The 20964-nt window shown below is 70.0% G+C and carries 19 protein-coding genes and 2 pseudogenes; 11 read left to right on the top strand and 10 right to left on the bottom strand.

Annotation, left to right across the window (positions count from 1 at the left end):
* Window positions 1-23: 23 nt before the first annotated feature.
* The gene (locus tag AC31A1_RS03420) at window positions 24-1124 is read right to left on the bottom strand and encodes an LLM class flavin-dependent oxidoreductase (RefSeq protein ID WP_489651739.1); all 1101 of its coding nucleotides are present in this window, start codon (window positions 1122-1124) and stop codon (window positions 24-26) included.
* Window positions 1125-1581: 457 nt separating this feature from the next.
* Here AC31A1_RS03420 and AC31A1_RS03415 point away from each other — a divergent pair, with 457 nt between their 5' ends.
* A complete protein-coding gene (locus AC31A1_RS03415; RefSeq protein ID WP_489651738.1) occupies window positions 1582-2361 on the top strand; it encodes an alpha/beta fold hydrolase in 780 nt (259 codons plus the stop codon).
* Window positions 2362-2365: 4 nt separating this feature from the next.
* Here the strand turns inward: AC31A1_RS03415 and AC31A1_RS03410 are convergent, their stop codons facing one another.
* Together AC31A1_RS03410 and AC31A1_RS03405 are read right to left on the bottom strand one after the other, a co-directional pair.
* On the bottom strand, window positions 2366-3601 hold the full coding sequence (locus AC31A1_RS03410) for a 4-hydroxybenzoate 3-monooxygenase (RefSeq protein ID WP_489651737.1): 1236 nt from the start codon (window positions 3599-3601) through the stop codon (window positions 2366-2368).
* Between the two features lie 57 nt (window positions 3602-3658).
* Window positions 3659-4081, bottom strand: a complete 423-nt coding sequence (locus AC31A1_RS03405) for a hypothetical protein (protein WP_489651736.1) — start codon at window positions 4079-4081, stop codon at window positions 3659-3661.
* A gap of 283 nt (window positions 4082-4364) precedes the next feature.
* On the opposite strand from AC31A1_RS03405, the gene AC31A1_RS03400 reads away from it, so the two are divergent.
* Window positions 4365-6554, top strand: coding sequence for an MMPL family transporter (locus AC31A1_RS03400; protein ID WP_489651735.1), 2190 nt, complete (start codon window positions 4365-4367; stop codon window positions 6552-6554).
* A gap of 66 nt (window positions 6555-6620) precedes the next feature.
* Here the strand turns inward: AC31A1_RS03400 and AC31A1_RS03395 are convergent, their stop codons facing one another.
* The 3 genes from AC31A1_RS03395 to AC31A1_RS03385 all read right to left on the bottom strand — a co-directional run bounded on the left by AC31A1_RS03395 (window position 6621) and on the right by AC31A1_RS03385 (window position 8192).
* A complete protein-coding gene (locus AC31A1_RS03395; RefSeq protein WP_489651734.1) occupies window positions 6621-6785 on the bottom strand; it encodes a hypothetical protein in 165 nt (54 codons plus the stop codon).
* Window positions 6786-6977: 192 nt separating this feature from the next.
* Complete coding sequence (locus AC31A1_RS03390) at window positions 6978-7754, bottom strand: maleylpyruvate isomerase family mycothiol-dependent enzyme (RefSeq protein WP_489651733.1); 777 nt, start codon at window positions 7752-7754, stop codon at window positions 6978-6980.
* 75 nt (window positions 7755-7829) lie between these two features.
* Complete coding sequence (locus tag AC31A1_RS03385; RefSeq protein WP_489651732.1) at window positions 7830-8192, bottom strand: STAS domain-containing protein; 363 nt, start codon at window positions 8190-8192, stop codon at window positions 7830-7832.
* Between the two features lie 184 nt (window positions 8193-8376).
* Here AC31A1_RS03385 and AC31A1_RS03380 point away from each other — a divergent pair, with 184 nt between their 5' ends.
* On the top strand, window positions 8377-8862 hold the full coding sequence (locus AC31A1_RS03380; RefSeq protein ID WP_489651731.1) for an ATP-binding protein: 486 nt from the start codon (window positions 8377-8379) through the stop codon (window positions 8860-8862).
* A 52-nt stretch (window positions 8863-8914) separates the two neighbouring features.
* Here AC31A1_RS03380 and AC31A1_RS03375 read toward each other — a convergent pair whose 3' ends face one another.
* Window positions 8915-9658 carry a class I SAM-dependent methyltransferase gene (locus AC31A1_RS03375; RefSeq protein ID WP_489651744.1) on the bottom strand — a complete coding sequence of 248 codons (744 nt, stop codon included), beginning with the start codon at window positions 9656-9658 and terminating at the stop codon, window positions 8915-8917.
* Window positions 9659-10561: 903 nt separating this feature from the next.
* On the opposite strand from AC31A1_RS03375, the gene AC31A1_RS03370 reads away from it, so the two are divergent.
* The 4 genes and pseudogenes from AC31A1_RS03370 to AC31A1_RS03355 all read left to right on the top strand — a co-directional run bounded on the left by AC31A1_RS03370 (window position 10562) and on the right by AC31A1_RS03355 (window position 14298).
* Window positions 10562-11389, top strand: coding sequence for an alpha/beta fold hydrolase (locus tag AC31A1_RS03370; RefSeq protein WP_489651730.1), 828 nt, complete (start codon window positions 10562-10564; stop codon window positions 11387-11389).
* A gap of 119 nt (window positions 11390-11508) precedes the next feature.
* Complete coding sequence (locus AC31A1_RS03365) at window positions 11509-11688, top strand: hypothetical protein (RefSeq protein ID WP_489651729.1); 180 nt, start codon at window positions 11509-11511, stop codon at window positions 11686-11688.
* Window positions 11689-11826: 138 nt separating this feature from the next.
* Window positions 11827-13628: pseudogene (locus tag AC31A1_RS03360) on the top strand (thiamine pyrophosphate-requiring protein).
* A gap of 97 nt (window positions 13629-13725) precedes the next feature.
* Window positions 13726-14298, top strand: coding sequence for a Dps family protein (locus tag AC31A1_RS03355; RefSeq protein WP_489651728.1), 573 nt, complete (start codon window positions 13726-13728; stop codon window positions 14296-14298).
* A 219-nt stretch (window positions 14299-14517) separates the two neighbouring features.
* Here the strand turns inward: AC31A1_RS03355 and AC31A1_RS03350 are convergent, their stop codons facing one another.
* Entirely contained in the window at window positions 14518-15003 is a 486-nt protein-coding gene (locus tag AC31A1_RS03350) for a MarR family transcriptional regulator (protein ID WP_489651727.1), read from the bottom strand.
* Between the two features lie 160 nt (window positions 15004-15163).
* Between AC31A1_RS03350 and AC31A1_RS03345 the strand changes: the two genes are divergently transcribed.
* Both AC31A1_RS03345 and AC31A1_RS03340 read left to right on the top strand, forming a co-directional pair.
* Entirely contained in the window at window positions 15164-16315 is a 1152-nt protein-coding gene (locus tag AC31A1_RS03345) for a PP2C family protein-serine/threonine phosphatase (protein ID WP_489651743.1), read from the top strand.
* A gap of 74 nt (window positions 16316-16389) precedes the next feature.
* Window positions 16390-17415: a PP2C family protein-serine/threonine phosphatase gene (locus AC31A1_RS03340; protein WP_489651726.1), complete on the top strand. Its 1026-nt coding sequence runs from the start codon at window positions 16390-16392 to the stop codon at window positions 17413-17415.
* On the opposite strand, the pseudogene AC31A1_RS03335 reads toward AC31A1_RS03340, so the two are convergent.
* A pseudogene (locus AC31A1_RS03335) lies at window positions 17399-18164 on the bottom strand (PP2C family protein-serine/threonine phosphatase); the annotation flags it as partial. The gene AC31A1_RS03340 and the pseudogene AC31A1_RS03335 sit on opposite strands and share 17 nt — an antisense overlap.
* A 530-nt stretch (window positions 18165-18694) precedes the next feature.
* Window positions 18695-19489: a SigB/SigF/SigG family RNA polymerase sigma factor gene (locus tag AC31A1_RS03330; RefSeq protein WP_489651725.1), complete on the bottom strand. Its 795-nt coding sequence runs from the start codon at window positions 19487-19489 to the stop codon at window positions 18695-18697.
* 305 nt (window positions 19490-19794) lie between these two features.
* On the opposite strand from AC31A1_RS03330, the gene AC31A1_RS03325 reads away from it, so the two are divergent.
* Both AC31A1_RS03325 and AC31A1_RS03320 read left to right on the top strand, forming a co-directional pair.
* Window positions 19795-20193 carry a DUF2795 domain-containing protein gene (locus AC31A1_RS03325; RefSeq protein WP_489651724.1) on the top strand — a complete coding sequence of 133 codons (399 nt, stop codon included), beginning with the start codon at window positions 19795-19797 and terminating at the stop codon, window positions 20191-20193.
* A 575-nt stretch (window positions 20194-20768) separates the two neighbouring features.
* Window positions 20769-20951: a hypothetical protein gene (locus AC31A1_RS03320; RefSeq protein WP_489651723.1), complete on the top strand. Its 183-nt coding sequence runs from the start codon at window positions 20769-20771 to the stop codon at window positions 20949-20951.
* Window positions 20952-20964 lie beyond the last annotated feature (13 nt).

Here is a 20964-nt window from a genome sequence, read left to right as displayed (position 1 = left end):
GACGTCGAGGGGGTCGGTGCGGGTCATCGGGCATCCTCCTGGGCGGCCGCGGCGGCATAGCGGTTGGCAGGCCGGTCGAGGCCGAAGTGAGTGCGCAAGGACGCGCCGGGCAACGGGCGTACGGCGTAACGCCGTTCGAAGAGGTGGGGCAGGACCAGCCGGGACAGCTCCGGGAGGTCCTCGTCCAACACCAGCGGGTGCAGGCGCACTCCGTCCACCACGCCCCTCAACTCCCGCAGCAGCGCTGCGAGTCCGGCGGCGGAGCCGATGTGGCGCAGACGCCCCCGGCCGCTCCAGGGCGCGTGCTGTTCAAGGTCGGCGACACGTTCCTCGGCCGTCGCGTCGGCGGTGTCGAGGGCGACTTCGACCTCGGCGAAGGTACGCGGTGTTCCGGCGGCGGACGCGCTCGCGGCGACGGCGGCGAGGTCGCGGCCCGCGACGAGGGCGACGTCGAGTTGATCGCCGGGTACACGCTCCGGGCTGCCGAGCACGACGAGTTGGCCCTGCGGTGGACGCGGCACGATCGCCGGGCCCTTCACCGTGTAGGTGTCGCCGGTGAAGTCGACGTAGTGCAGCCGGTCGCGGTCGAGGTAGCGGCTGGTGGCGACGGAACGGATGACCGCGTCGTCCTCCCAGGAGTCCCACAGATCGCGGACGACCTCGACGCCGTCGCGCGACTCGCGGGCGCGGGCCGCGGCTCCGTCGACGAGCGGGCGCCCCCAGACGGAGGCCGCCTCGGGCCGTGTCTCCTCGCTCACCACCCACCCGGCGCGACCGACCGAGATGTGGTCCAGCGACGCCAACTGGCTTGATACGTGGAAGGGTTCGGCGTAGGTGAGCGGCACGACCGGCGCGATGCCGACGACACTCGTCGACGCGGCGATGAACGCGGCCCGCTCCACCGCGCCGATCCGGCCGACCACGTCGGGGCCGGCGCCGGGCGGGAGGGCGCCGTCGTCCAGGGTGAGCAGGGTGAACCCGGCGTTCTCCGCTGCGACGGCGACGCGGGCCACCCGGCGCGGGCTCAGCAACTGGTCGGGAGAGTGGGCGGCGCGGCGCCAGGCCGCGGGATGAGCGCCGTCGCCGTCGATTTCGAGGGCGAGCCGCAGGGCGGGGCCGGACATGGGGTTCCTTCCAAGAACACGTCGAGACGGCCGGCCCGAGCGGGCCGACACGGGTCAGGGGCGTGCGGAAGGACAGACGGCGGAGGCGGTGCGGCAGTAGTCGACATGCCGCCGGATGATCAGCCGCGCGCCCGGGACGGCACCGTGGGGTGCGGCGTCGCGTACGCGCATCGGGGCCTCCACCCGTCCGGGAACGATCGCCTCAACCTTGGTCGTCGGCCCGGGAAGATGTCAAGAACATTAGATGTACGCGCATGCAGCAGCGCCGAGGCGGAAAAGCGTTGGGCGCGACGGCGACCGGGCTGCTAACTTGCCGTTGGCCGTGACACCGCATGAGGAGGTGAGACCCATGAACGCAGTATCCAGGTGGGTGCTCCCCCTCTTTTCCACGGTTGGGCCAGCGGCATAGGTGTCGCCGGGAGCGCCTCACACCCAGGCGATCCCGAAAGGCAACACCATGGAACTCTCCCAACATTCAGTGCACTTCACCGCTGAGACATCGTCGAACGGTGTCCTCGTCCGCGACTTCACCGTCGGCGAGGTCAGCGGCGCGCTCTGGTCCCCCGCGGCCTCCGCCTCCGAACGCGCTCCCCTGGTCCTGATGGGCCACGGCGGCGGCAACCACAGCAAGGCGCCGGCCATGGCCGGCCGTGCGGAGCGCCTGGTGAACGGCGGCGGCTTCCACGTCGCCACCATCGACGCCCCCGGTCACGGCAACCGGCCGCGCACACCGCACGACGAACGCGAAATCGCCCTGATGCAACGGAAGATGGCGGCGGGCGAACCCGTCGGCGAGATCGTCGTCCGCTACAACGCCCACCTCGCCGAGCGAGCCGTGCCGGAGTGGCTGGCGACCCTGGACGCCCTCCAGGAACTCCCGGAGATCGGCACCGAAGGACCCGTCGGCTACTACGGCCTCAACATGGGCACCGCGATCGGCGTACCGCTGACAGCAGCCGAACCCCGCATCACCGCCGCGGTGTTGGGCCTCTTCTGGTACGACGACGCGCTCGCCGAGTCGGCGCGGCGGATCACCGTTCCGATCGAGTTCGCGCTGCAGTGGGACGACGAGCACATCCCGCGCCCGTCCGGTCTCGCGCTGTTCGACGCCTTCGCCTCGAAGGAGAAGTCGCTGCACGTCAATTCGGGCTCGCACAAGGAGCTGCCCAGGTTCGAGGCGGACAGCGCGGTCCGGTTCTTCGCCCGGCACCTGACCGTCAGCGGCCCTGCGGAGTAACGCCTCAACGCGGCTGCGGCCCGGTGCCTTCTCCGAAGTCCATGCCTGTCATGAGTTCGGAGAAGGCGCCGGCCGCGGCAGCGGACGTGAAGAGCCGGTCGAGCCGGGCGCGGGCCAAACTGCGGTGAAAGGGACCGGAGTTGGTGGCGTCACCGGCGTCATGGAGCACGCGGGTCATCCAGTGCGAGAACTCCTGGTCGCTCCAGACGCGGCGCAGGCACCGCTCCGAGTAGGTGCGCAGGGCCGTGTCGTCCTGGTCGTGGACGGCGTTCCGCACGGCTCGGGCGAAGAGATCGGCGTCGTAGAGAGCGAGGTTCATCCCCTTCCCGCCCATCGGCGAGACGATGTGCGCCGCGTCGCCGACGAGGAAGAGGCGGCCGTACTGCATCGGGTCGTGGACCAGGCTGCGGAGCCGGAAGATCTCGCGGTCGGTGATCGGGCCGGAGACGAGGGCCGGGTCACCGAGCCGGGTGCGCAGCGCGTCCCAGACGCGGGCGTCGGGCCACGCGTCTGGGCGATCGTTCGGCGGGCACTGGAGGTAGTAGCGGCTGGCGTACGGGCCGCGCGGGAAGTGCGCGGCGAAGCCCTGCGGACTGACGGCCAGGAGCGGGTGGGCGGGCGGCGGCGCGTCGGCCATGACCGTCAGCCAGCCGATGCCGTGATCGAAGGCGTACGGCGTGAGGGCCCCGTCGGGGACGGCGCTTCGGCTGATGCCATGGTCGCCGTCGCAGCCGGCGACGTAGGAGCAGGTGAGCGTACGGAGGCCGCCGTCCGCGGTGCGGTAGCGGACGGTGGGGCGGTCGCCGGTCAGGTCGTGCAGGGAGACGTCGGCGGCCTCGAAGCGCAGGTCGCCGCCATCCTCCAGGTACGCGGCGGTGAGCTTCTGGACCAGCATCTGCTGGGGGCAGAGGCGGGCCGTGGGGCCCTCGGAGCCGTCGTAGTCGTTCACCAGATGCGTCTCGCCGTCGACCCGGAGCTCCAGGATGCCGTCGTGCGGGACGCCGCCCAGGACGCGGTCGGCCAGCCCCCAGGAGTCGAACATGCGGACGGCGCGGGTCTCGACGATGCCGGCGCGCTGGCGCTGTGCCACGTACTCGCGGGTCTGCCGTTCCAGGACGACACAGTCGATCCCGCTGCGCCGCAACAGGTTCGCGACGGTGAGCCCGGCCGGGCCCGCGCCGATCACCACCACGGTCGTGGATTCCGGAGACTCGCTCAACTCCCCTGCGCTGTCAGCCACTTGACCACCTCCGGAATCACCCTACCGACGCCCGGGGCCCGGCCGACCGTTGGCCGGTCACTTCACCTCGATCGTCACCTTCCAGGTCTCGACGAGCAGGGGGCAGAGGCTGCCGGGGTCGGGGACGCAGCGGCGTTGCGCTGTGACGGCGGCGGTGCCGGCGTTTGCCGCGTGGAAGACGGCGGTGGCGTCTCCGGACGGGTATGTGGCGTCCGAAGCATGCCCGAGCACCGCGGAGTTACCGGACTCCGGAGCGGTCCAGGTGTAGGTGAATCCGCGCTCGCGGGAGTGGGTGAGCCGGATCTCGACATCACCACCCGAACTCGCGGGCACCGTCCGGCCGTTGTCCGTGTTGGTGAGGACGACGCGTCCGGCCGGGCGTGCGTGCGGCGCCTGCCCCTGGGCGGTGGCCGATGCCGCGACGGCCACGAGGACCAGGCCCGCGGCTCCAAAAGCCGTGGACCACTTCGTTGCTCCCATGATTTCCTCTCCTCGCACCCGCCTGACCGGCGGTCTCCGAAAGCGGCGAATGTGCCGCCCAGCGGCACAACGTGGTGGAGGAGGACGGGTCACAGACAACCACCCGTTCGTGCGGACCTGTGCCGCGACTATGCGTGTGTTATGAATCTTCTCGCGTGACCGATATGACAAGACGATAGACAACCGTTCGACCGGCCCCACGGGTGAAGGCCGGTCGGGGTCGCCGATGCCGGGGTCCGCTCCCCGGGCTGCGGTGATCTTCCTTCCCAGGAGGACCTCCCGCATGTTTCGACGTATAGGCAACGGGGTCGTCAGACATCCCGTCTGGACCATCGTGGCCTGGCTGATCGCCGCGGTGGCGATTGTCGCCACCGCGCCCGGCCTGCCCTCCAACAGTGACGAGAGCAGTTTCCTGCCCAAGAGTTACGAGTCCATCAAAGCGGCGGATCTGCAGGTGAAGGCGTTCCCCAGCGCCTTCACACCGTCCGCGATCGCGCTGTACCAGCGCACCGACGGCGGCAAGCTGACCGCCGCCGACAAGAAGGATGTCGCCCGGATCACGACCGAGCTGGGCAAGAAGCACATCGACCAGGTGCAGAAGGTGGTCCCCGGCCCGCCGTCCAAGGACGGCAGGTACACCATGACCCTGGTCCAGATGGACAGCAAGAACGCCGGTCAACCGGTGCAGGCGGATGCCGCGAAGGTGTTGCGCGACGACGTCAAGCAGCTGGCCAAGGGCACGGACCTCGACGTGAAGCTCGGCGGTTCCGCCGCGCAGGCCCTCGACCAGCAGGATTCCTCGAAGCGCGGCGAGGCGCTGATCGGCATCGGGACCTTCCTCATCATCCTGGTGACCCTGCTGATCATCTTCCGGGCGCCCATCCTCGCCTTCCTTCCCCTGGTCCTGATCGGTGTGGTGGCGTCCATCGCCAACGGGCTGATCGCGTACGCCACCAAGCTGTTCGGTCTCCAGGCCAACAGTTCCGTCTCGTCGATCCTGATCGTCGTGCTGTTCGGCGTGGGCACGGACTACTTCCTGTTCCTGATGTTCCGTTACCGAGAACGACTGCGGGCGGGTGACGAGCCGAAGCAGGCCATGGTCAACGCGGTCGCCCGGGTCGGCGAGGCCATCGCCTCCGCCGCCGGCGCGGTCATCATCGCGTTCCTCGCGCTGGTGCTGTCCACGCTGGGCTTCCTCAAGCAGATGGGTCCGGCGCTGGCCATCTCGGTCACCGTCACCCTGATCGCGGGCCTGACCCTGATCCCGGCCGTGGTGTCGCTGATCGGGCCGAAGGTCTTCTGGCCCTCCAAGTCCTGGCAACGCGAGCCGGAGAACGCCCGGTTCGCCGCCCTCGGCCGCGGTGTGCGGCGCCGGCCCGCGCTGACGGCCGCGCTCTCCGGTCTCGTCCTCGTCGCGCTGTCGCTGGGCACCCTCGGCTACAAGGCCACCTTCGACCTGGCCTCGGGTTCCATGCCCAAGACCAAGGAGTCGATGGTCGTCCAGGACGAGATGCAGAAGGCGTACTCGGCGGGCGCCGCCGCGCCCACCGACGTCTACCTCTCCAGCACCGACGGCAGGCCGCTCGACAAGTCCGCCTTCACCGCCTACACCGAGAGACTCGGGGCCGTCGACGGCGTGGCGAACGCCCGTATGAGCCAGGTCAACAAGGACGGCACCACGGCGGACTTCACCGTCACGCTGAAGTATGAGGCGTCCACGGAGAAGGCGATCGACGCCGTGGGCCGGGTGCGGGACGTCGCGCACTCCTCCGCGCCCGACGGCACCGAGGCGCTGGTCGGCGGCATGTCCTCGATCTACAAGGACATCAACAGCGCGGTCAACCACGACTACCGGACCGTCTTCCCCGTCGCCGCCCTGCTGATCATGCTGATCCTGGGACTGCTCCTGCGCAGTGTGGTCGCGCCGTGGTACCTCATCGCCTCGGTCGGTCTCGGCTTCGGCGCCACCCTCGGCGCGACCGTCTGGATCTTCCAGGACGCGCAGGGACACCCGGGGCTGATGTTCATGCTCCCGGTGATCATGTATCTCTTCGTGGTCGCCATCGGCACGGACTACAACATCCTCATGATCGCCCGGCTCCGCGAGGAGGCCCGCGAGGGCCGCGATCCGCGCGAGGCGGCGAGCATGGCGCTACGGCACGCGGGACCGACCGTGGCCGCGGCCGGTTTCATCCTCGCGGCGACCTTCGCCACGATGATGCTGGCCGGCAACGCGCTGCTCACGGAGATGGGTTTCGCCGTCTCCTTCGGCATCGCCGTCGCCGCCTTCGTGATGGCGATGTTCTTCACGCCGAGCCTCACCGCCCTGATCGGCCACGCCGCCTGGTGGCCGGGCCACGCCGACCGCGCCCAGGAAACCCCGGGCGGCACCGGTTCCGACGTCTCCGGGCCGGCCTCCGGCACAGGGGACCAGGACTCGGTCAGCCAAGGTCCGGCGGGCCGTCGCAACTAGCAACCAGCAACAATGCGGGGCCTGTTCGCCGATCCGTACGACCGGTGAACGGGCTCCGCCCCCACATCAGCGGTCGGTGTGCCCCCGCAGGCAGTCGATCAGCGTGTTGAGGGACGCTTCGAGGGCGACGGTGTCGCGGCGGGCCTGGGTGAGCAGCAGCCCGCCCTGGACGACGGCGAGCAGAACGAGGGCGAAGGGCTCGGGGTCGATGCGTCGGGCAGTTCGCCGCATGCCCGCATCGCGCGCGGGCCGTCCCGCAACGCCCCCTCCCCACGGCTGACCCCGGCTGGGACCGGCAGCCGCCCGTCGTGCTTACCGTCCGCCACGTGGACGGCGCGACCTCAGCGGTATCGCCCCGGCACTTGACCTCGAACTGGCCGCGATCACGAGCGGGGCGTAGGACACACCCCGCGTCGGCACGTCCTACGCGCTCGGGTCCCAGGCAAGGAGCAGGTCGAAGAGACATGGGTCGCCGTCCACCTTCAGGGAGTTCACCGGGATACGGGCGTACAAGGCCAGGACCAGCTCAGCTGCCGTGCCCCGGAGGGTGGCGCCGACCGCGTCCTCACCGGTGCCGGCGGCGGGCGCGGGGAGTTCGGTGACCCGGGCGCCGTCGGCGGAGAGCGCGAGGCGCCAGGAACGGCCCTCCGTGGCGTGGTACTCGACGGCTGCGGGCTCATGCGGCCAGGGGTCCGTCCCGGCGCAGCAGGTGGACAGGAACTCGTCGACGCCGTCGAGTGCCGCCTCGTCCGGCAGCGGCTGCGGGGCACCGAGGCCGATCTGGGCGTCGTAGGTGTGCACCATGGCCTCCTGGACCTGGTGCCGGGCCACGGCGCCGGAGGTCTGCGGAGACCGCGATCCGCCCCACCATGTCCAGCAGCCGCGATCCGGGCCGAACTCCCGCAGCGCGCCGAGCAGTTGCTCCGTGGACTCTGCCGACCAGGCCAGCAGCGCGGCGCGCTCCTGCGGCGCTTCCGGGACAGTCACGGCGGGGCGGGTGTCGGCGGGCCCCGCGGCGACGATTCCGGCCCAGAGGCGCTGCACCCCGCCCAGGTGCTGCACGAGGTCCCGCAGTGTCCACTCCGGGCAGGTCGGCACCTGCGCGTCGAGGCTCGGCGCGGAGGTGACCGCGGCCCGGAACGCGATCGACCGTTCGTCGATCAGTCGCAGCAGGACGGGGAACTCCAAGATCTCTGTCACGCGGACTGTCTATCACCGTCCCTCGACGACCCGACAGCCAATTTCACGGCCGCTCGACGACCAACTCTCCAACGGTCAGCTGTCGAGGGCCTGTTGGACCGTCGGGTGGCAGTCGATGAATCCGTCGATGCCGACGAGTTGGATGATGCGCAGCACGGGTGGGGCAGTACCGGCCAGCCGCAGCCAGCCGCCCGCTTCGGCGAGAGCGGTCCGCGCGGCGATGAGGATGTTGATGCCGCTGGAGTCCATGAAGGTGACCTGGCGCAGGTCGATGACAACGCGTGGTGCGGCGCCCTCCGGCAGCTCCAGCGCCTCCCTCAGTGAGCCGCCTGTCTCCTGGTCGATCTCTCCGGCAACAGCCACGACCAAGGTGCCGTCGACGACGTCGGTCCTGACCGACAACCGCCCCGGCTGCCCCGCGTGTTCGGTGTCCACCATCTGTCCTCATACACAAGTCGGAGAGCGCTACGGATCAGGATTTTCATCCGAAGTGCTGCCCCGCATCGTACGGTTGATGCTTGTGTCCGGTGGAGCTGTCCGACGGAGCCGGCGGAGATTGACGGAGTGCGCGTTGCTTCACGGGGTATGCGCCGGGCACGCGGAAGGCGGTGAAACGATCCGGATGGAACAGGATTCATCGGAGGACGACGCCACAGCGCCGCAGGCCCGGGCCCTGCGGTCCACCGTGGCGCTGGACGGGGACGGCTCGTGCATCGCCGAGGCCCGGCGGCTGGCCGCGACGTTCCTCGCCCGGGCCCAGGCCGAATACGGACTGCCGGTGTCGGACCGTGCCATGGATCTCACGCAGCTGGTCGTCAGCGAGTTGGTCACCAACGCCCGTAAGTACGCGCCCGGCCCGGTGCTGATGGATCTGCGGATCGTCGATGCCCTGGTCGAGGTGGAGGTGTGGGACTCCGACCCGGTGCTCCCGGTCGCCCGTGCCGCCGACGCGCAACGGGTGGGGCAGCACGGCCTGGAGATCGTACGGGCGGTGGCCCGAGGCTTCGAGGCGCAGCGCGAGCCCGTCGGCAAACGCATCACCGCCCGCATCCCTCTGGCGGATGCCCCGGACGGCGCCGTCACCGGTGACGGCCCGCAGCAGGCGTGAGCCTACGGACAGCCGACGGCAAGTGTCCGACAAGGCAACCCAGTTGGGGCGACTACGACGTCGGCGGTACCCGGTAGACGGAGACGTGATCGTGAGACTCGGCGGTGAAGTCGGCGCCGGACCAGTCCCCGTGCCTGCTCTCCAGCTCGAACCCGGCCAGCTGGGCCATGAGGTCGAGTTCGGCCGGCCAGATGTAGCGGTGGGGGCTGCGGGACAGCCGCGCCTGCTCAGTCTCGTCGAACCGGATGTGGTGCGAAACTGCGTGCTGGTGCAGGACGTCGTAGGTGTCCAGGCCGATGTAGTCGGCGTCGGTCCGCCAGACGGTCGCCGTCTGCCCCGGCGGAAGTTTGCGCAGCTCCGGTACCCAGAGCTCGACCACGAACCGTCCGCCAGGCGTGAGATGCCGGGCGGCGTTGCGGAAACACTCGACCTGCTCGGCCCGGGTGAGCAGGTTCGAGATCGTGTTGTAGACGAGATAGACGAGGCTGTATGTCCCGGGCGCGACGGTGGTCGCCATGTCCCCGATGATCACCGGGATCGTCGCTTCGTCGGCCTTGGTGCGCAGTTGCTCCACCATCGGCTCCGACAACTCGATACCGGTGACAGGGACTCCGCGCTCGGCGAGCGGCACCGCGACCCGCCCGGTACCGATGGCGAACTCCAACGCGGCCCCGTCCCCGGCGAGATGCGCGAGGCGGTCCACGGTCGGCACCAGAGTGCCGGGAGCGAACATGCCGGTGCCAGGGGTGTCGTACCGCTGGGCAACATCAGCGCCCCAAAGCGTCTCCTGTCGCATTCCGTCAACGTTGGCTGTCCGCCGATGTGTTGTCCAACGAGTTTCTCGCTGATGCGGTCGGCGAGTTCGGGCCACAGTTCGCGTGGGAGGCTGTGGCCCATTCCCTCCACGATCACCAGGGCGGCACCCGGGACGGCGGCGGCCGTGGCGCGTCCGCCGCTGACGTCGCACACGATGTCGTCGGCGCCGTGCACCACCAGAGTGGGCACCCGCAGGGACCGCAGCCGTTCGGTACGGTCGCCCGTGGCCGGCGGCACCGCGAGGCCCTGGCGCTGGATGCCGAGGGCGTCGTGGCCCCGGTCGAAGACGCGTCCGGCCCGCTCGGCCGCGGCGGTCGCGTCGAAGGGGAAGCCCGGCGACGCGGCGAGCCGCAGGGCGCGCACCTGCCACTCGACGAAGGCCTCCCGGTCCTGCGGCGGTGTTCCCAGTCGGGCGAACCGAGAAGTCGGTCTCCCCGACGCCGGGCTCGCCGGTCGTGGACATCATCGAGATGAGCGAGCGGACCCGATCCGGGTACTCGATCGCGATCATCCGGGAGATCATCCCGCCCGTCGAGGAGCCGACGAGGTGGACACAGGTGAGGCCGAGCGCGTCGGGTGTCGAACCGGATCACATGCAGACCCCGGTCGACCAGCGCCTGGCAGAATCCCTCCGGCCAATTGACCATCTGGGCGCCCGCTCCCATGATCAGCAGGACCGAACCACGGTCTGACGATTTTCTCCCGACCCCCGGGTTACGGTCGAAGCGGCCGAGGAATTCCCTCGACACGCGGAAGTGCCTGGCCTCCCCTAGAGTGTTGGGGTCGACGTTCTCCTTCCGGCCACCTCTCGCCGCTGGCCCTTTTCCGTCGATTCTCCGTGTGACGTACTCAAACAGTTCGATCATTTCGGGAGGAACACGCCATGCCCTTCGCCACCAGCACGGACGGCACGCAGATCTTCTACAAGGACTGGGGATCGGGTCAGCCGGTCGTCTTCTCCCACGGCTGGCCGCTGACCGCCGACGCGTGGGATCCCCAGCTGAAGGTGATGGCCGACAACGGCTTCCGTGCCGTGGCCCACGACCGGCGTGGAGGCGGACGTTCCGGCCAGCCCTGGAACGGCAACAACCTCGACACGTACGCCGACGATCTGGCCTCGGTCATCGAAGCCCTGGATCTCCGTGACGTGATCCTGGTCGGGCACTCGACCGGCGGCGGTGAGGTCACCCGCTACATCGGCCGGCACGGCTCCGGACGGGTCGCCAAGGCGGTCCTGGTCGGGGCGATCCCGCCGCTCATGCTCAAGACGGACGCGAATCCGGAAGGGCTGCCGATCGAGGTCTTCGACGAGATCCGCAACGGCGTGGAGACGGACCGTTCGCAGTTCTACAAGGACCTCAGTGCCCCGTTCTACGGCGCCAACCGGGACGACTCGACCGTCACCCAGGGAACCCGTGACGAGTTCTGGCTCTGGAGCATGACCGTGGGAATCAAGGGCGCTTATGACTGCGTCAAGGCATTCTCCGAGACCGATCTCACCGAAGACCTCAAGAAGATCGACGTCCCGACATTGATCGTGCACGGCGACGACGACCAGATCGTTCCCATCGTGGCCTCCGGCGACAAATCGTCGAAGCTCGTCAAGGACGCGATCTACAAGGTCTATCCGGGAGCTCCGCACGGCCTGGCGATGGTGCCGAAATTCGCCGAGAGGTTCAATGCTGATCTTCTTGAATTCGCCCGGAGTTGATCGCCACGATCCTGCCGCCGAGTCCGCCAGGCGGCGTTTGAGTCCACGTTCGCAGGGGACCCGAACTGTTAGCTCAAAGGGCCGTATATTTCTGACGCGGAGAGAGAAGTTGAAGCGCTGTGACCGCGCGCACCGTCAAAAAGCAAGACCTGCATCTGCCGCCCGAGACCGGTTGGGCGAAGGCCCGTCGTCGTAGCGGGAAGGCCGTACGCACCTGCATCCCGCCCGTCGACGACAACAGCGTGACACCGCCTCCGCAGACACTCACCGAGGGCAACATCGTCAGAGGAGACGACTGACGAGCCGGAGGAGCAGGGGCCGGACAACGGGCCGGAGGCCGAGGGCTTCCGGCCCGCGGCATGTCGTCGGGGCGGCTTCCGGGGTACCCGACGTAGGTCCGTACCGGACGGACACCCTCCACCGGAAGGACCCCGCCCATGTCCGCCAAGGTCTCCGACCACCTCCTCCAGCGATTGCGCGAGTGGGACATCACGCACGTCTTCGCCTACCCGGGCGACGGCATCAACGGACTGCTCGCCGCCTGGGGCCGCGCGGACGACAACCCCCGCTTCGTCCAGGCACGGCACGAGGAGATGTCCGCGTTCGAGGCCGTCGGCTACGCCAAGTTCTCCGGCAAGGTCGGTGTCTGCGTCGCCACTTCGGGGCCCGGCGCGATCCATCTCCTCAACGGCCTCTACGACGCGAAGCTCGACCATGTTCCCGTCGTGGCGATCGTCGGACAGACCAACCGCAGCGCCATGGGCGGCAGTTACCAGGAGGAGGTCGATCTGCTGAGCCTCTACAAGGACGTCGCCTCCGACTTCTGCGAGATGGTCACCGTCCCGGAGCAGTTGCCCAATGTCGTCGACCGTGCCATGCGCACCGCCATGGCGCGCCGCTCGGTGACCGCGGTGATCATCCCGTCGGACGTCCAGGAACTCGACTACGCGCCGCCGGAGCACGCCTTCAAGATGGTGCCGTCCAGTCTGGGCATGCCGCACTCCACGGTGGTGCCGGACGAGGACGATCTGCGGCGGGCCGCCGATGTGCTCAACTCCGGTGGAAAGACGGCCGTCTTGATCGGGCAGGGCGCGCGGGGTGCCCGTGAGGAGGTGAAGGCGGTCGCCGACCGGCTCGGTGCCGGGGTTGCCAAAGCCCTGCTGGGCAAGGACGCGCTGGACGACGACCTGCCCTATGTCACCGGTTCCATCGGGCTGTTGGGCACCCGGCCGTCCTACGAGATGATGCGGGAGTGCGACTCCCTCCTGGTGATCGGGTCGTCGTTCCCCTATGCGCAGTTCCTGCCGAAGTTCGGGAAGGCGCGGGGCGTGCAGATCGACATCGATCCGCACATGGTGGGGATGCGCTATCCCTTCGAGGTGAACCTCGTCGGTGACGCCGCCGCGACGCTGCGCCGGCTGCTGCCGTTGCTGGAGCAGATGGAGGATCCGGCGTGGCGGGTCAAGATCGAGGCCAATGTGGCCCGTTGGTGGGGGTCATGGAGCGGCGGGCCGCCGTCGAGGCCGATCCGGTCAACCCGGAGTACGTCGTGCACGCGCTCAGCGGGCTGCTGCCGGACGATGTGATCCTGTCCGCCGACTCCGGTTCGGCCGCCAACTGGTATGCCCGGCACCTGAAGTTGAGCGGTGCGATGCGCGGCTCGCTGTCGGGGACGCTCGCCACGATGGGTGCCGGTGTGCCGTATGCCATCGGCGCGAAGTTCGTGCACGGTGACCGGCCGGCCATCGCGCTCGTGGGTGACGGGGCGATGCAGATGAACGGCATGGCCGAGTTGATCACCGTCGCCAAGTACTGGCAGGAATGGTCGGATCCGCGGCTGATCGTCGCCGTGCTGAACAACCGGGATCTGAATCAGGTGACTTGGGGGATGCGGGCGATGGAGGGCGCCCCGCAGTTCCTGCCCTCGCAGTCGATCCCGGACGTCGCCTACGCCGACTTCGCCCGCGCCCTGGGCCTGACCGGCACCCGGGTGGAGAAGCCGGAGGAAGTGACCGGCGCCTGGGAGAGCGCGCTCGCGGCCGACCGGCCGTGCGTGCTGGACTTCGTGACCGACCCCGCCGTACCGCCGATCCCGCCGCACTCCACCCTGGAGCAGATCGAGGCCGCCGCGTCCTCCGTCCTCAAGGGCGACAGTGACCGCGCCGCCGTGCTCAGGCAGGGGTTCAAGGCGAAGATCCAGGATCTCCTGCCCGGCGGACGGCACTCGGGCCATTCGTGACGTATCGCTCAGCGACGGGATGTCTGACCGCGCCGGACAGGGGCACCCGTGAGCAGGTAAGGAACCGCACGCCCGACCCAATGCCCCGAGGTGAACCATGACCAAGGAGATCAAGGACCTGACCCCGAAGTACACCGTTCCCGGTATCCAGCGCGAGGCCGCGGGCCGGCTGATCGGTGTGCTGCGCCTGCGGCTCCACTCGCTGAACGATCTCCACCTGACGTTGAAGCACATGCACTGGAACGTCGTCGGCCCGCACTTCATCGCCGTGCACGAGATGATCGACCCCCAGGTCGACCGGGTGCGCGAGATGGCCGACGACGTGGCCGAGCGCATCGCCGCGCTGGGCGGAGTCGCGCCGGGCACGCCGGGCGCGCTGGTGGCCGAGCGCACCTGGGACGACTACTCCATCGGCCGGGCCGACGCCATCGCCCACCTCGGCGCGCTCAACCTCGTCTACACGGGGCTGATCGAGGACGTCCGGGCCGGGATCAAGGAGGCGGGCGAGATCGACCCCGCGACCGAGGACCTGCTGATCGAGCAACTGCGCGACCTGGAGCAGTTCCAGTGGTTCGTGCGGGCGCACCTGGAGAGCGCGGGCGGCACCCTCGCCACCGGTGACGCGCACTCCGAGTCCGAGGCCGCGGCCAAAGGCGCCGAACTCGGCTGACCGGCCGGAACCCGCACACAACTTCCCCTGCCCGACCGCACGTCGGCAGCGGCACTCGTAAAACTTGCCGTTTGACAACTATGGCCATGAGGCAAGAAAGGAGCGGGTGTCGTCGCAGCAGGGGGAAGGATCCGGGATGTCCCGGTCGGCGGGGGCCACTCCGTGCGCCGGCCACGAAGAGCGGGCGGCCGCCGGGCGGTCGGCTGTCGGACGGCTCTGTCAGGCGGTACGGCTGCTGGAGGAGTCGCCGTGGTCGTGTATCTGCGCCGCGGCCACCGCACAGAACGCCTCAAGGCCGGTGAGGAGCGCGCTGCGCCCCGCGGCCGGCATCTGTTCCAGTACCGCCCCGAGCGCCTCCTCGCGCCGGGCACGCAGGTCCGACAGGAAGGACCGCCCCAGGCTGCTGAGGTACAGGCGCACCTCGCGCCGGTCCGTGGGACTCACCTCGCGGTCGACGAAGCCGACCGCCTGCAGACGGTCGCACAGCCGGCTGGTCGACGGCGGGGTCGAGGCGAGATGGTCGGCGAGGGTGCGCAGGTTGATGCCCTCGTGGTGTTCCAGGATGAACAGGACCCGCAGCTGCGAGGCGGACGCGGGCGCCGTCGAGGCGCGCCCCCACAGGACTTCCAGCAGTTCCGCGGCCGTAGAGGTGACGCGCGCGACCTCGTCGGGTTCGGGGCGGGGGTGGAAGGACGTCACGGTCACACTCTCGCAGGCACAGGGACGGCCTCAGCCTACTAGGCACACGCAACGGACACGGATGGACGAGACGACACGCGGCGCCGGGGCCGTACGGCCCACCGCGGAGCGGGGCGACGCGTGCCTCGGGTGAGAGATTGGCATACCTACGATCGTGAACAGATTCATGGCTGTCCAGCGGGCGCTGTGCACGGCGGCTCCCCACGAACTGCCCGACGTCGTCGGGCAGTTGCTGGGTCGGCACTACGCGGCGGACTCCGTGGACCTGCTCATGGCCGACTACGGCCTGACCGTGCTGCAGCCCGTGACCGACCTGCCGCACACCCTGCCGCCGGTCTCTGTGCACAACACCCCGGCGGGACGGGCCTTCGGCGCCCAGGAACCGTTTGTGGAGGGCAACCTCGGCGACGGCAGCGTGCGCGCGCATCTTCCGATCAGCGTGCGCGGGGACCGTCTCGGCGTGCTCTCGGTGACACTGCCCGGCGGCGACCACGTACGCGAGTGCCTGCCCGAACTGACCGAGCTGGCCGAGGTGTTGGGGCACGAGGTGCTGGTCGCCGAGCGCGACACCGACCTGTATCTGCGGGCCAGGCGCAAGGACCGGCTCACGCTGGCGGCGGAGATGCAGTGGCAGCTGCTGCCCGGCCGCTCGTGCTCCCGCTCCGAGTTCGACCTGGGCGCGCAGTTGGAGCCCGCGTACGCGATCCACGGGGACAACTTCGACTGGTCCGCCACGGCCGATCACCTCACGCTCTACGTCTCGAACGGCATGGGCGAGGGCATAGAGGCATCCCTCCTGACGAACCTGTCGGTCAACGCCCTGCGCAACGCGCGCCGGGCGGGCATCCCCCTCGCCGACCAGGCGGCCCTCGCGGACCAGGCCGTGTACGCGCACTACCAGGGCCGTAGCCATATGTCGGTGTTGATGTTCGACTTCGACCTCACCACCGGGCTGGCGCGGGTGGTGGACGCCGGATCGCCGCAGACGCTGCGGCTGCGCGACGGGGTGGTGGAGCGGATCGCCTTCGACGCGCAGTTGCCGCTCGGCATGTTCGAGGAGACCGACTACGTCGAGCAGGACTTCCGGATCGAGCCCGGGGACCGGCTCCTCTTCGTCAGCGACGGGGTGTACGCCGTCGCCTCGCCCCAGGGTGAGGCGTACGGGGACGCGGCGCTGGCACGGGCGATCCAGCACACGAGGCTGCTGCCCGCCGCCGAGGTGCCGCGGGCCGTGCTGCGCGAGCTGACCGGCCATCGCGGTACGCCGACTCCGGACGACGACGCCTTGGTGGTGTGCCTGGACTGGCGGGGGCGGTGAGCTGCACCCTGCCGTACCCCGCACCCACCGGCGCGGCGCCAGTGTGAAGACACTGAGCCGGAAGGGTGAACGCCGTGAGCACCTCTGAGTCGCTCCCGTCCATCGAGAGCGAGTTGCGATCGGCCCCGCCCAACTCCCTGGTGGAAACGACCCGCCGCCTGCTCGATGACCGGGCCGGAGCCCGGGACGTCACCCTCCTCCTCGCCGACTACGGCCTGCGCGTGCTGCGCCCGGTCGCCCCGCTGCCGGGCACCGGCGAACCGCTGTCCGCCTACGACGGCCCGGCGGGACGGGCCTTCACCGTGCAGACGCCCATCGTCGAACCGGCCGAGGACGCGACGGCCACCGTGTATGTGCCGGTCACCGTGCGCGGTGACCGGCTCGGCGTTCTCTCCGCCCGCCTGCCCGCCGCCGGTGCCGACACCGCCGGGGTGCGCGGGCTCGCCGAGTTCGCGACCGCCCTGGCCCACGAGATCGCCACGGCGGAACGCGACACCGACCTGTACCTCCTGGCCCGCCGCACCCGGCGCCTCACGCTTGCCGCCGAGATGCAGTGGCAGCTTCTTCCTGGACGCGGCTGCGGTCACCCGGAGTTCGTGATCGGCGCCCATCTGGAGCCCGCGTACACCGTCGGCGGCGACAACTTCAACTGGAGCACCGACGGCAGCCGGCTCACCGTGACGGCGACCGACGGCATGGGCCGCGGCATCGACGCCTCCCTGCTCACCAGCGTCACGGTGGGCGCCCTGCGCAACGCCTGCCGGGCCGGCGTGAGCCTCTCCGACCAGGCCCGCCTCGCCGACCAGGCCGTCTACGCCCAGTTCGGCGGCAAGGTGTACGCCTTGACCCTGCTGCTCCGCCTCGACCTCGCGACCGGCACCGTCCAGGCCGTCGACGCGGGCTCGCCCCGGCTCTACCGCCGCCGCGGCGACACGGTCACGCAGATCGACCTGGAGGCACAGCTCCCCCTCGGCATGTTCGAGGAGACCGCCTACGAGGAGCAGATCTTCACCGTACGCCCCGGCGACCGGCCCGTGGCGGTGAGCACCGGCGTTCACGGGGCCCGGTTCCCCGGAGGGCGCCCTGTTCGGCGCCCGTGACACCGCTGAGGACCAGCGTGCGCCAGGCGATGCGCAGGGCCACACCGAGGGGCGGCCTCGTCGGGACCGTGCCCGGAGACGTCACCGACGGCCGCGTGGACCGTGCCGTCGACGCTCTGCACGATGTCGTAGAAGTCGCCTCCGAGCAGCGCCTGCGCGCGCCCGGGACGGTAGCGGGCCACCGCTTCGACGCCCTCGCCGCGCAGCAGGGGGCGAGGCAGCAGTCCCCGTTCCAGACGGGCGTTCTCCTGGGCCTGCATGCGGCTGGCCTGCAATGCGACCGCCGCCCCATCGGCCCGCTTGCGCTGGATCGCGTAGCGCACGGCCCGTCCGAACAGGCCCGGCTCGACCCGGTCCTTGACCAGCTAGTCCTGCGCGCCGGCGGCGACGGCGGCCAGTCCGGTCTCCTCCTCGGCGAGGCCGGTGAGGACCACGACAGCGGCCCGCTCGGCGCCCGCCCGGACCCGGGAGAGCGCCTCAAGTCCCTGTGCGTCAGGGAGATGCAGATCGAGGAGCACGCAGTCCGGTACCTCGGCCGCGAGCGCCTCGGCGGCCTCGGCCATCGACCGCACCCACTGCAGCCGTATCTTCAGCGCGCTGTCGGCGACCAGTTCCTCCACCAACAGCGCGTCACCGGCGTCGTCCTCGACCAGCAGGACGGCGGGCTGCCAGGCCACCCAGGTTTCCGGGCCGACCCCTTCGCCACCCACCGACAGCAGGTCGTCGGCCCGCGGCTGTGGCACCACCATGGCCCTGCCCTCCCCACCGCACGATTTCCCGCGAATATAGTTGCCATAAGACAACAGTTGAGAGCATACCGGTACGCCGGGACGTCCCGTACGCGCTCACCCCGACCATCAGTGGAACGGCCCAACAGGCCCTGCGTTCCGCGTTGTTGAGGGTACGACGGCCACCTGGGAGCCGGCGAGGAACCCCTCCCCCTCACCGGCCTGTGACCACGCGAACACGGCGGGCGGCCGGCGACGGATCGTCCGGCCGCCGGTCCGTACGACGCGTCGCCCAGTGGGCCGGTTGTTGTTTGAGCCGGCCCCAGCCCGGTAGTCCGAGGAGGGTGGCAGGCTGCCCAACCGCTCCCGGGAGGGTTCGGCAGTGAGCCCGCCACCGGCCGCCCTCGGGAGAAGTCCCACAGGGCGGCCGGCCCGCCTCAGAGGCGGGCCCTGAAGGGCCCGAAGGGCCTTCAGGGGCGCGGGGAACTGCGCGACCAGCCACGACGTCGCCGCAGCCGAACAACAGACCATCGCGGCACCCAGCGGAGCGCCTACGCGGCGTCGGCCAGTACGCGTTCGCGCACCTGGGCGCAGGAGGTGCTGATCAGCCGGGAGACGTGCATCTGGGAGACGCCGAGGTGCTCCGCTATGCGGCTCTGGGTCATACCGCGGAAGAAGCGGAGGTAGAGGATGGTGCGTTCGCGTTCGGGGAGTGTCCGCAGGGCGGGCTTGACCGCCTCGCGGTCGACGACCAGGTCGAATCCGGCGTCGCACTCCCCCAGCAGGCCGACGAGCGTCATCCCCGCGTCCTCGCCCGGCGCCTCGGCGTCCAGCGAGAGCGCGGTGAAGCTGTCCAGCGCCTCCAGACCGGCCTGTACGTCCTCCTCGCTCAGCTGCGTGTACTCGGCGATCTCGGCGACGCTCGGGCGCCGGTCCGACCCCGTCGCGGACAGGTCCCGCAGGGCGGTGCGCACCCTGTTGCGGAGTTCCTGCACACGCCGGGGCACGTGCAGGGCCCACATGTGGTCACGGAAGTGGCGCTTGATCTCGCCGGTGACGGTCGGCACGGCGTAACTCTCGAAGGCGTGGCCGCGCTCGGGGTCGTAGCCGTCGACGGCCTTGACGAGACCGAGTGCCGCGACCTGGCGCAGGTCCTCGTAGGGCTCGCCCTTTCCGCGATAGCGACCGGCGATACGTTCGGCCATCGGGAGCCACACCCGGACGAGTTCGTCGCGCAGGGCGGCCCGTTCGGGTCCGTCGGGCAGGTGTGAGAGGCGGGCGAAGGCGGCGGCGGTACGGGGGGCGTCGTCGTGCGGATGGCGCTTCCGGGTGGTGACTGTGTCCATGGTGGTGCTCACAACTCCCTCAAGGGGTTGTCGAAGGACGGTCCCCATGGGAGCGGGCACGCATCGACCAGGCGCAACACACCCGCGATCCGGCATGCACCGGCTCCCACGGACGTGCCTCCTGTCCGAAGCACTCTCCTTGCGCCTTCCCGCGCGAAGAGCCCTGAAACAATTGTCCGAAGGCAATGACTCCCGGCCGTCATGCCATGACGAAAGGTGGTCAATCAGGCGGGCGGGTGAGGGGACGTGTCGGCTCCATGGCCCCGGGTACGCGTCGGACTCCCCCGACAGACATGGAGCGGATCATGGAACGCGGAAGCGACCGACTGAGCGTCCACCGGGACGAGGAGATGAAGCACGAACTGCAGGGGCTGCTGCGTTCCGGGCACCCGACCCGGACCGAGGAGTGGAACGACCCGGAGCCGACCGCCGACGACGACCCGGTGATCGCGGGCGGGCCCGTGACGCCGAGCGGCGCGTCCGTGCCTCTGGAGACGGTCCGGCTGGAACTGGCGAAGATCCTCGGCCGTACGTCGTTCCCCGCGGGCCCCCGCGAACTGGGCGGCGCACTGCGCGAGAAGTACGCGCCGGACAGCCTGGTGGAACTGGTGGAACGGCTGCCGCACGACGCGCGCTACGCCTCGGCGCAGGAACTGGCGGAGGCAGTGGTGGAGGGTGAGCCGGCCGGCCGGAGCGGCGCATGAACGACGCACAGACGCATGGGCGGCGTACGGTCCGACGGGCCACCGACCCTGTCGCGTCACGGCAGTTGAGGTGTCCCTCTAAGCCTCAATGCCTGCCACCCAACGCCCTTGCCGTCCACGGTGATTGACGTACCGTCACAGGTTTGTCAATCACCGGCGACCCAGCACCCCCGCCCCAAGTGGGCGAGTCACTCGGCGAGTTCGGAGTCCGAGTCCTGCTCATCGGCCGGTGCCGTGAACGAGTGCTCGCGCCGGTCGTCGTGCTGGGCGAGGGTGGAGTGGTCCGCCCCTCCCGCGCGTGGGAGAGACAGCCGTCCCGTTCCAGCTCGGAAATGATCTCCTGTACGGCTCTTTCGGTGAGCCTGCATCGCGCGCTAAATGCGGCGGGCAAGACTTGACCGGGCGGAAGACAGGGCGGATGCCTCGGGAGCGGCTGCCATGCAGGAACACGAACGTGGCGCTCCTCTCAGGAGCGGGGTCCGGACGATATGTGCGGTCTTCCCCATGTCCAGGGCGGATCCCCCGACGGTCGTCGTGGTCTCCGGGGAGATCGACGTCGACACGGAACAAACGGTGTGGCGCGCCCTGCGGTCGGCACTGGCCCGGTCGCCCGCAAGGCTGGGCTGGACCTCGACCTGGCCGGAGTCGGTTTCTGCGACTGTGCCGGGGTCGAGCGGCTGTTCGCGCTCACCGACACCTCGTCGCTGTTCAGCCACCTGCCAGGACTCACGGCCGCCGACGGGGTGGTCGACACCTGACACGAACATTCCC

It is taken from the genome of Streptomyces sp. P5F9 (assembly GCF_057961495.1).
This window is presented reverse-complemented; position numbering and strand designations above follow the sequence as displayed.

What these genes read in the sequence shown, in the direction of transcription:
- AC31A1_RS03420 (WP_489651739.1), bottom strand. Translation starts at nt 1,124, where the DNA reads ATGTCCGGCCCCGCCCTGCGGCTCGCCCTCGAAATCGACGGCGACGGC.
- AC31A1_RS03415 (WP_489651738.1), top strand. Translation starts at nt 1,582, where the DNA reads ATGGAACTCTCCCAACATTCAGTGCACTTCACCGCTGAGACATCGTCG.
- AC31A1_RS03405 (WP_489651736.1), bottom strand. Translation starts at nt 4,081, where the DNA reads ATGGGAGCAACGAAGTGGTCCACGGCTTTTGGAGCCGCGGGCCTGGTC.
- AC31A1_RS03400 (WP_489651735.1), top strand. Translation starts at nt 4,365, where the DNA reads ATGTTTCGACGTATAGGCAACGGGGTCGTCAGACATCCCGTCTGGACC.
- AC31A1_RS03395 (WP_489651734.1), bottom strand. Translation starts at nt 6,785, where the DNA reads ATGCGGCGAACTGCCCGACGCATCGACCCCGAGCCCTTCGCCCTCGTT.
- AC31A1_RS03385 (WP_489651732.1), bottom strand. Translation starts at nt 8,192, where the DNA reads ATGGTGGACACCGAACACGCGGGGCAGCCGGGGCGGTTGTCGGTCAGG.
- AC31A1_RS03380 (WP_489651731.1), top strand. Translation starts at nt 8,377, where the DNA reads ATGGAACAGGATTCATCGGAGGACGACGCCACAGCGCCGCAGGCCCGG.
- AC31A1_RS03375 (WP_489651744.1), bottom strand. Translation starts at nt 9,658, where the DNA reads ATGCGACAGGAGACGCTTTGGGGCGCTGATGTTGCCCAGCGGTACGAC.
- AC31A1_RS03370 (WP_489651730.1), top strand. Translation starts at nt 10,562, where the DNA reads ATGCCCTTCGCCACCAGCACGGACGGCACGCAGATCTTCTACAAGGAC.
- AC31A1_RS03355 (WP_489651728.1), top strand. Translation starts at nt 13,726, where the DNA reads ATGACCAAGGAGATCAAGGACCTGACCCCGAAGTACACCGTTCCCGGT.
- AC31A1_RS03345 (WP_489651743.1), top strand. Translation starts at nt 15,164, where the DNA reads ATGGCTGTCCAGCGGGCGCTGTGCACGGCGGCTCCCCACGAACTGCCC.
- AC31A1_RS03330 (WP_489651725.1), bottom strand. Translation starts at nt 19,489, where the DNA reads ATGGACACAGTCACCACCCGGAAGCGCCATCCGCACGACGACGCCCCC.
- AC31A1_RS03325 (WP_489651724.1), top strand. Translation starts at nt 19,795, where the DNA reads ATGGAACGCGGAAGCGACCGACTGAGCGTCCACCGGGACGAGGAGATG.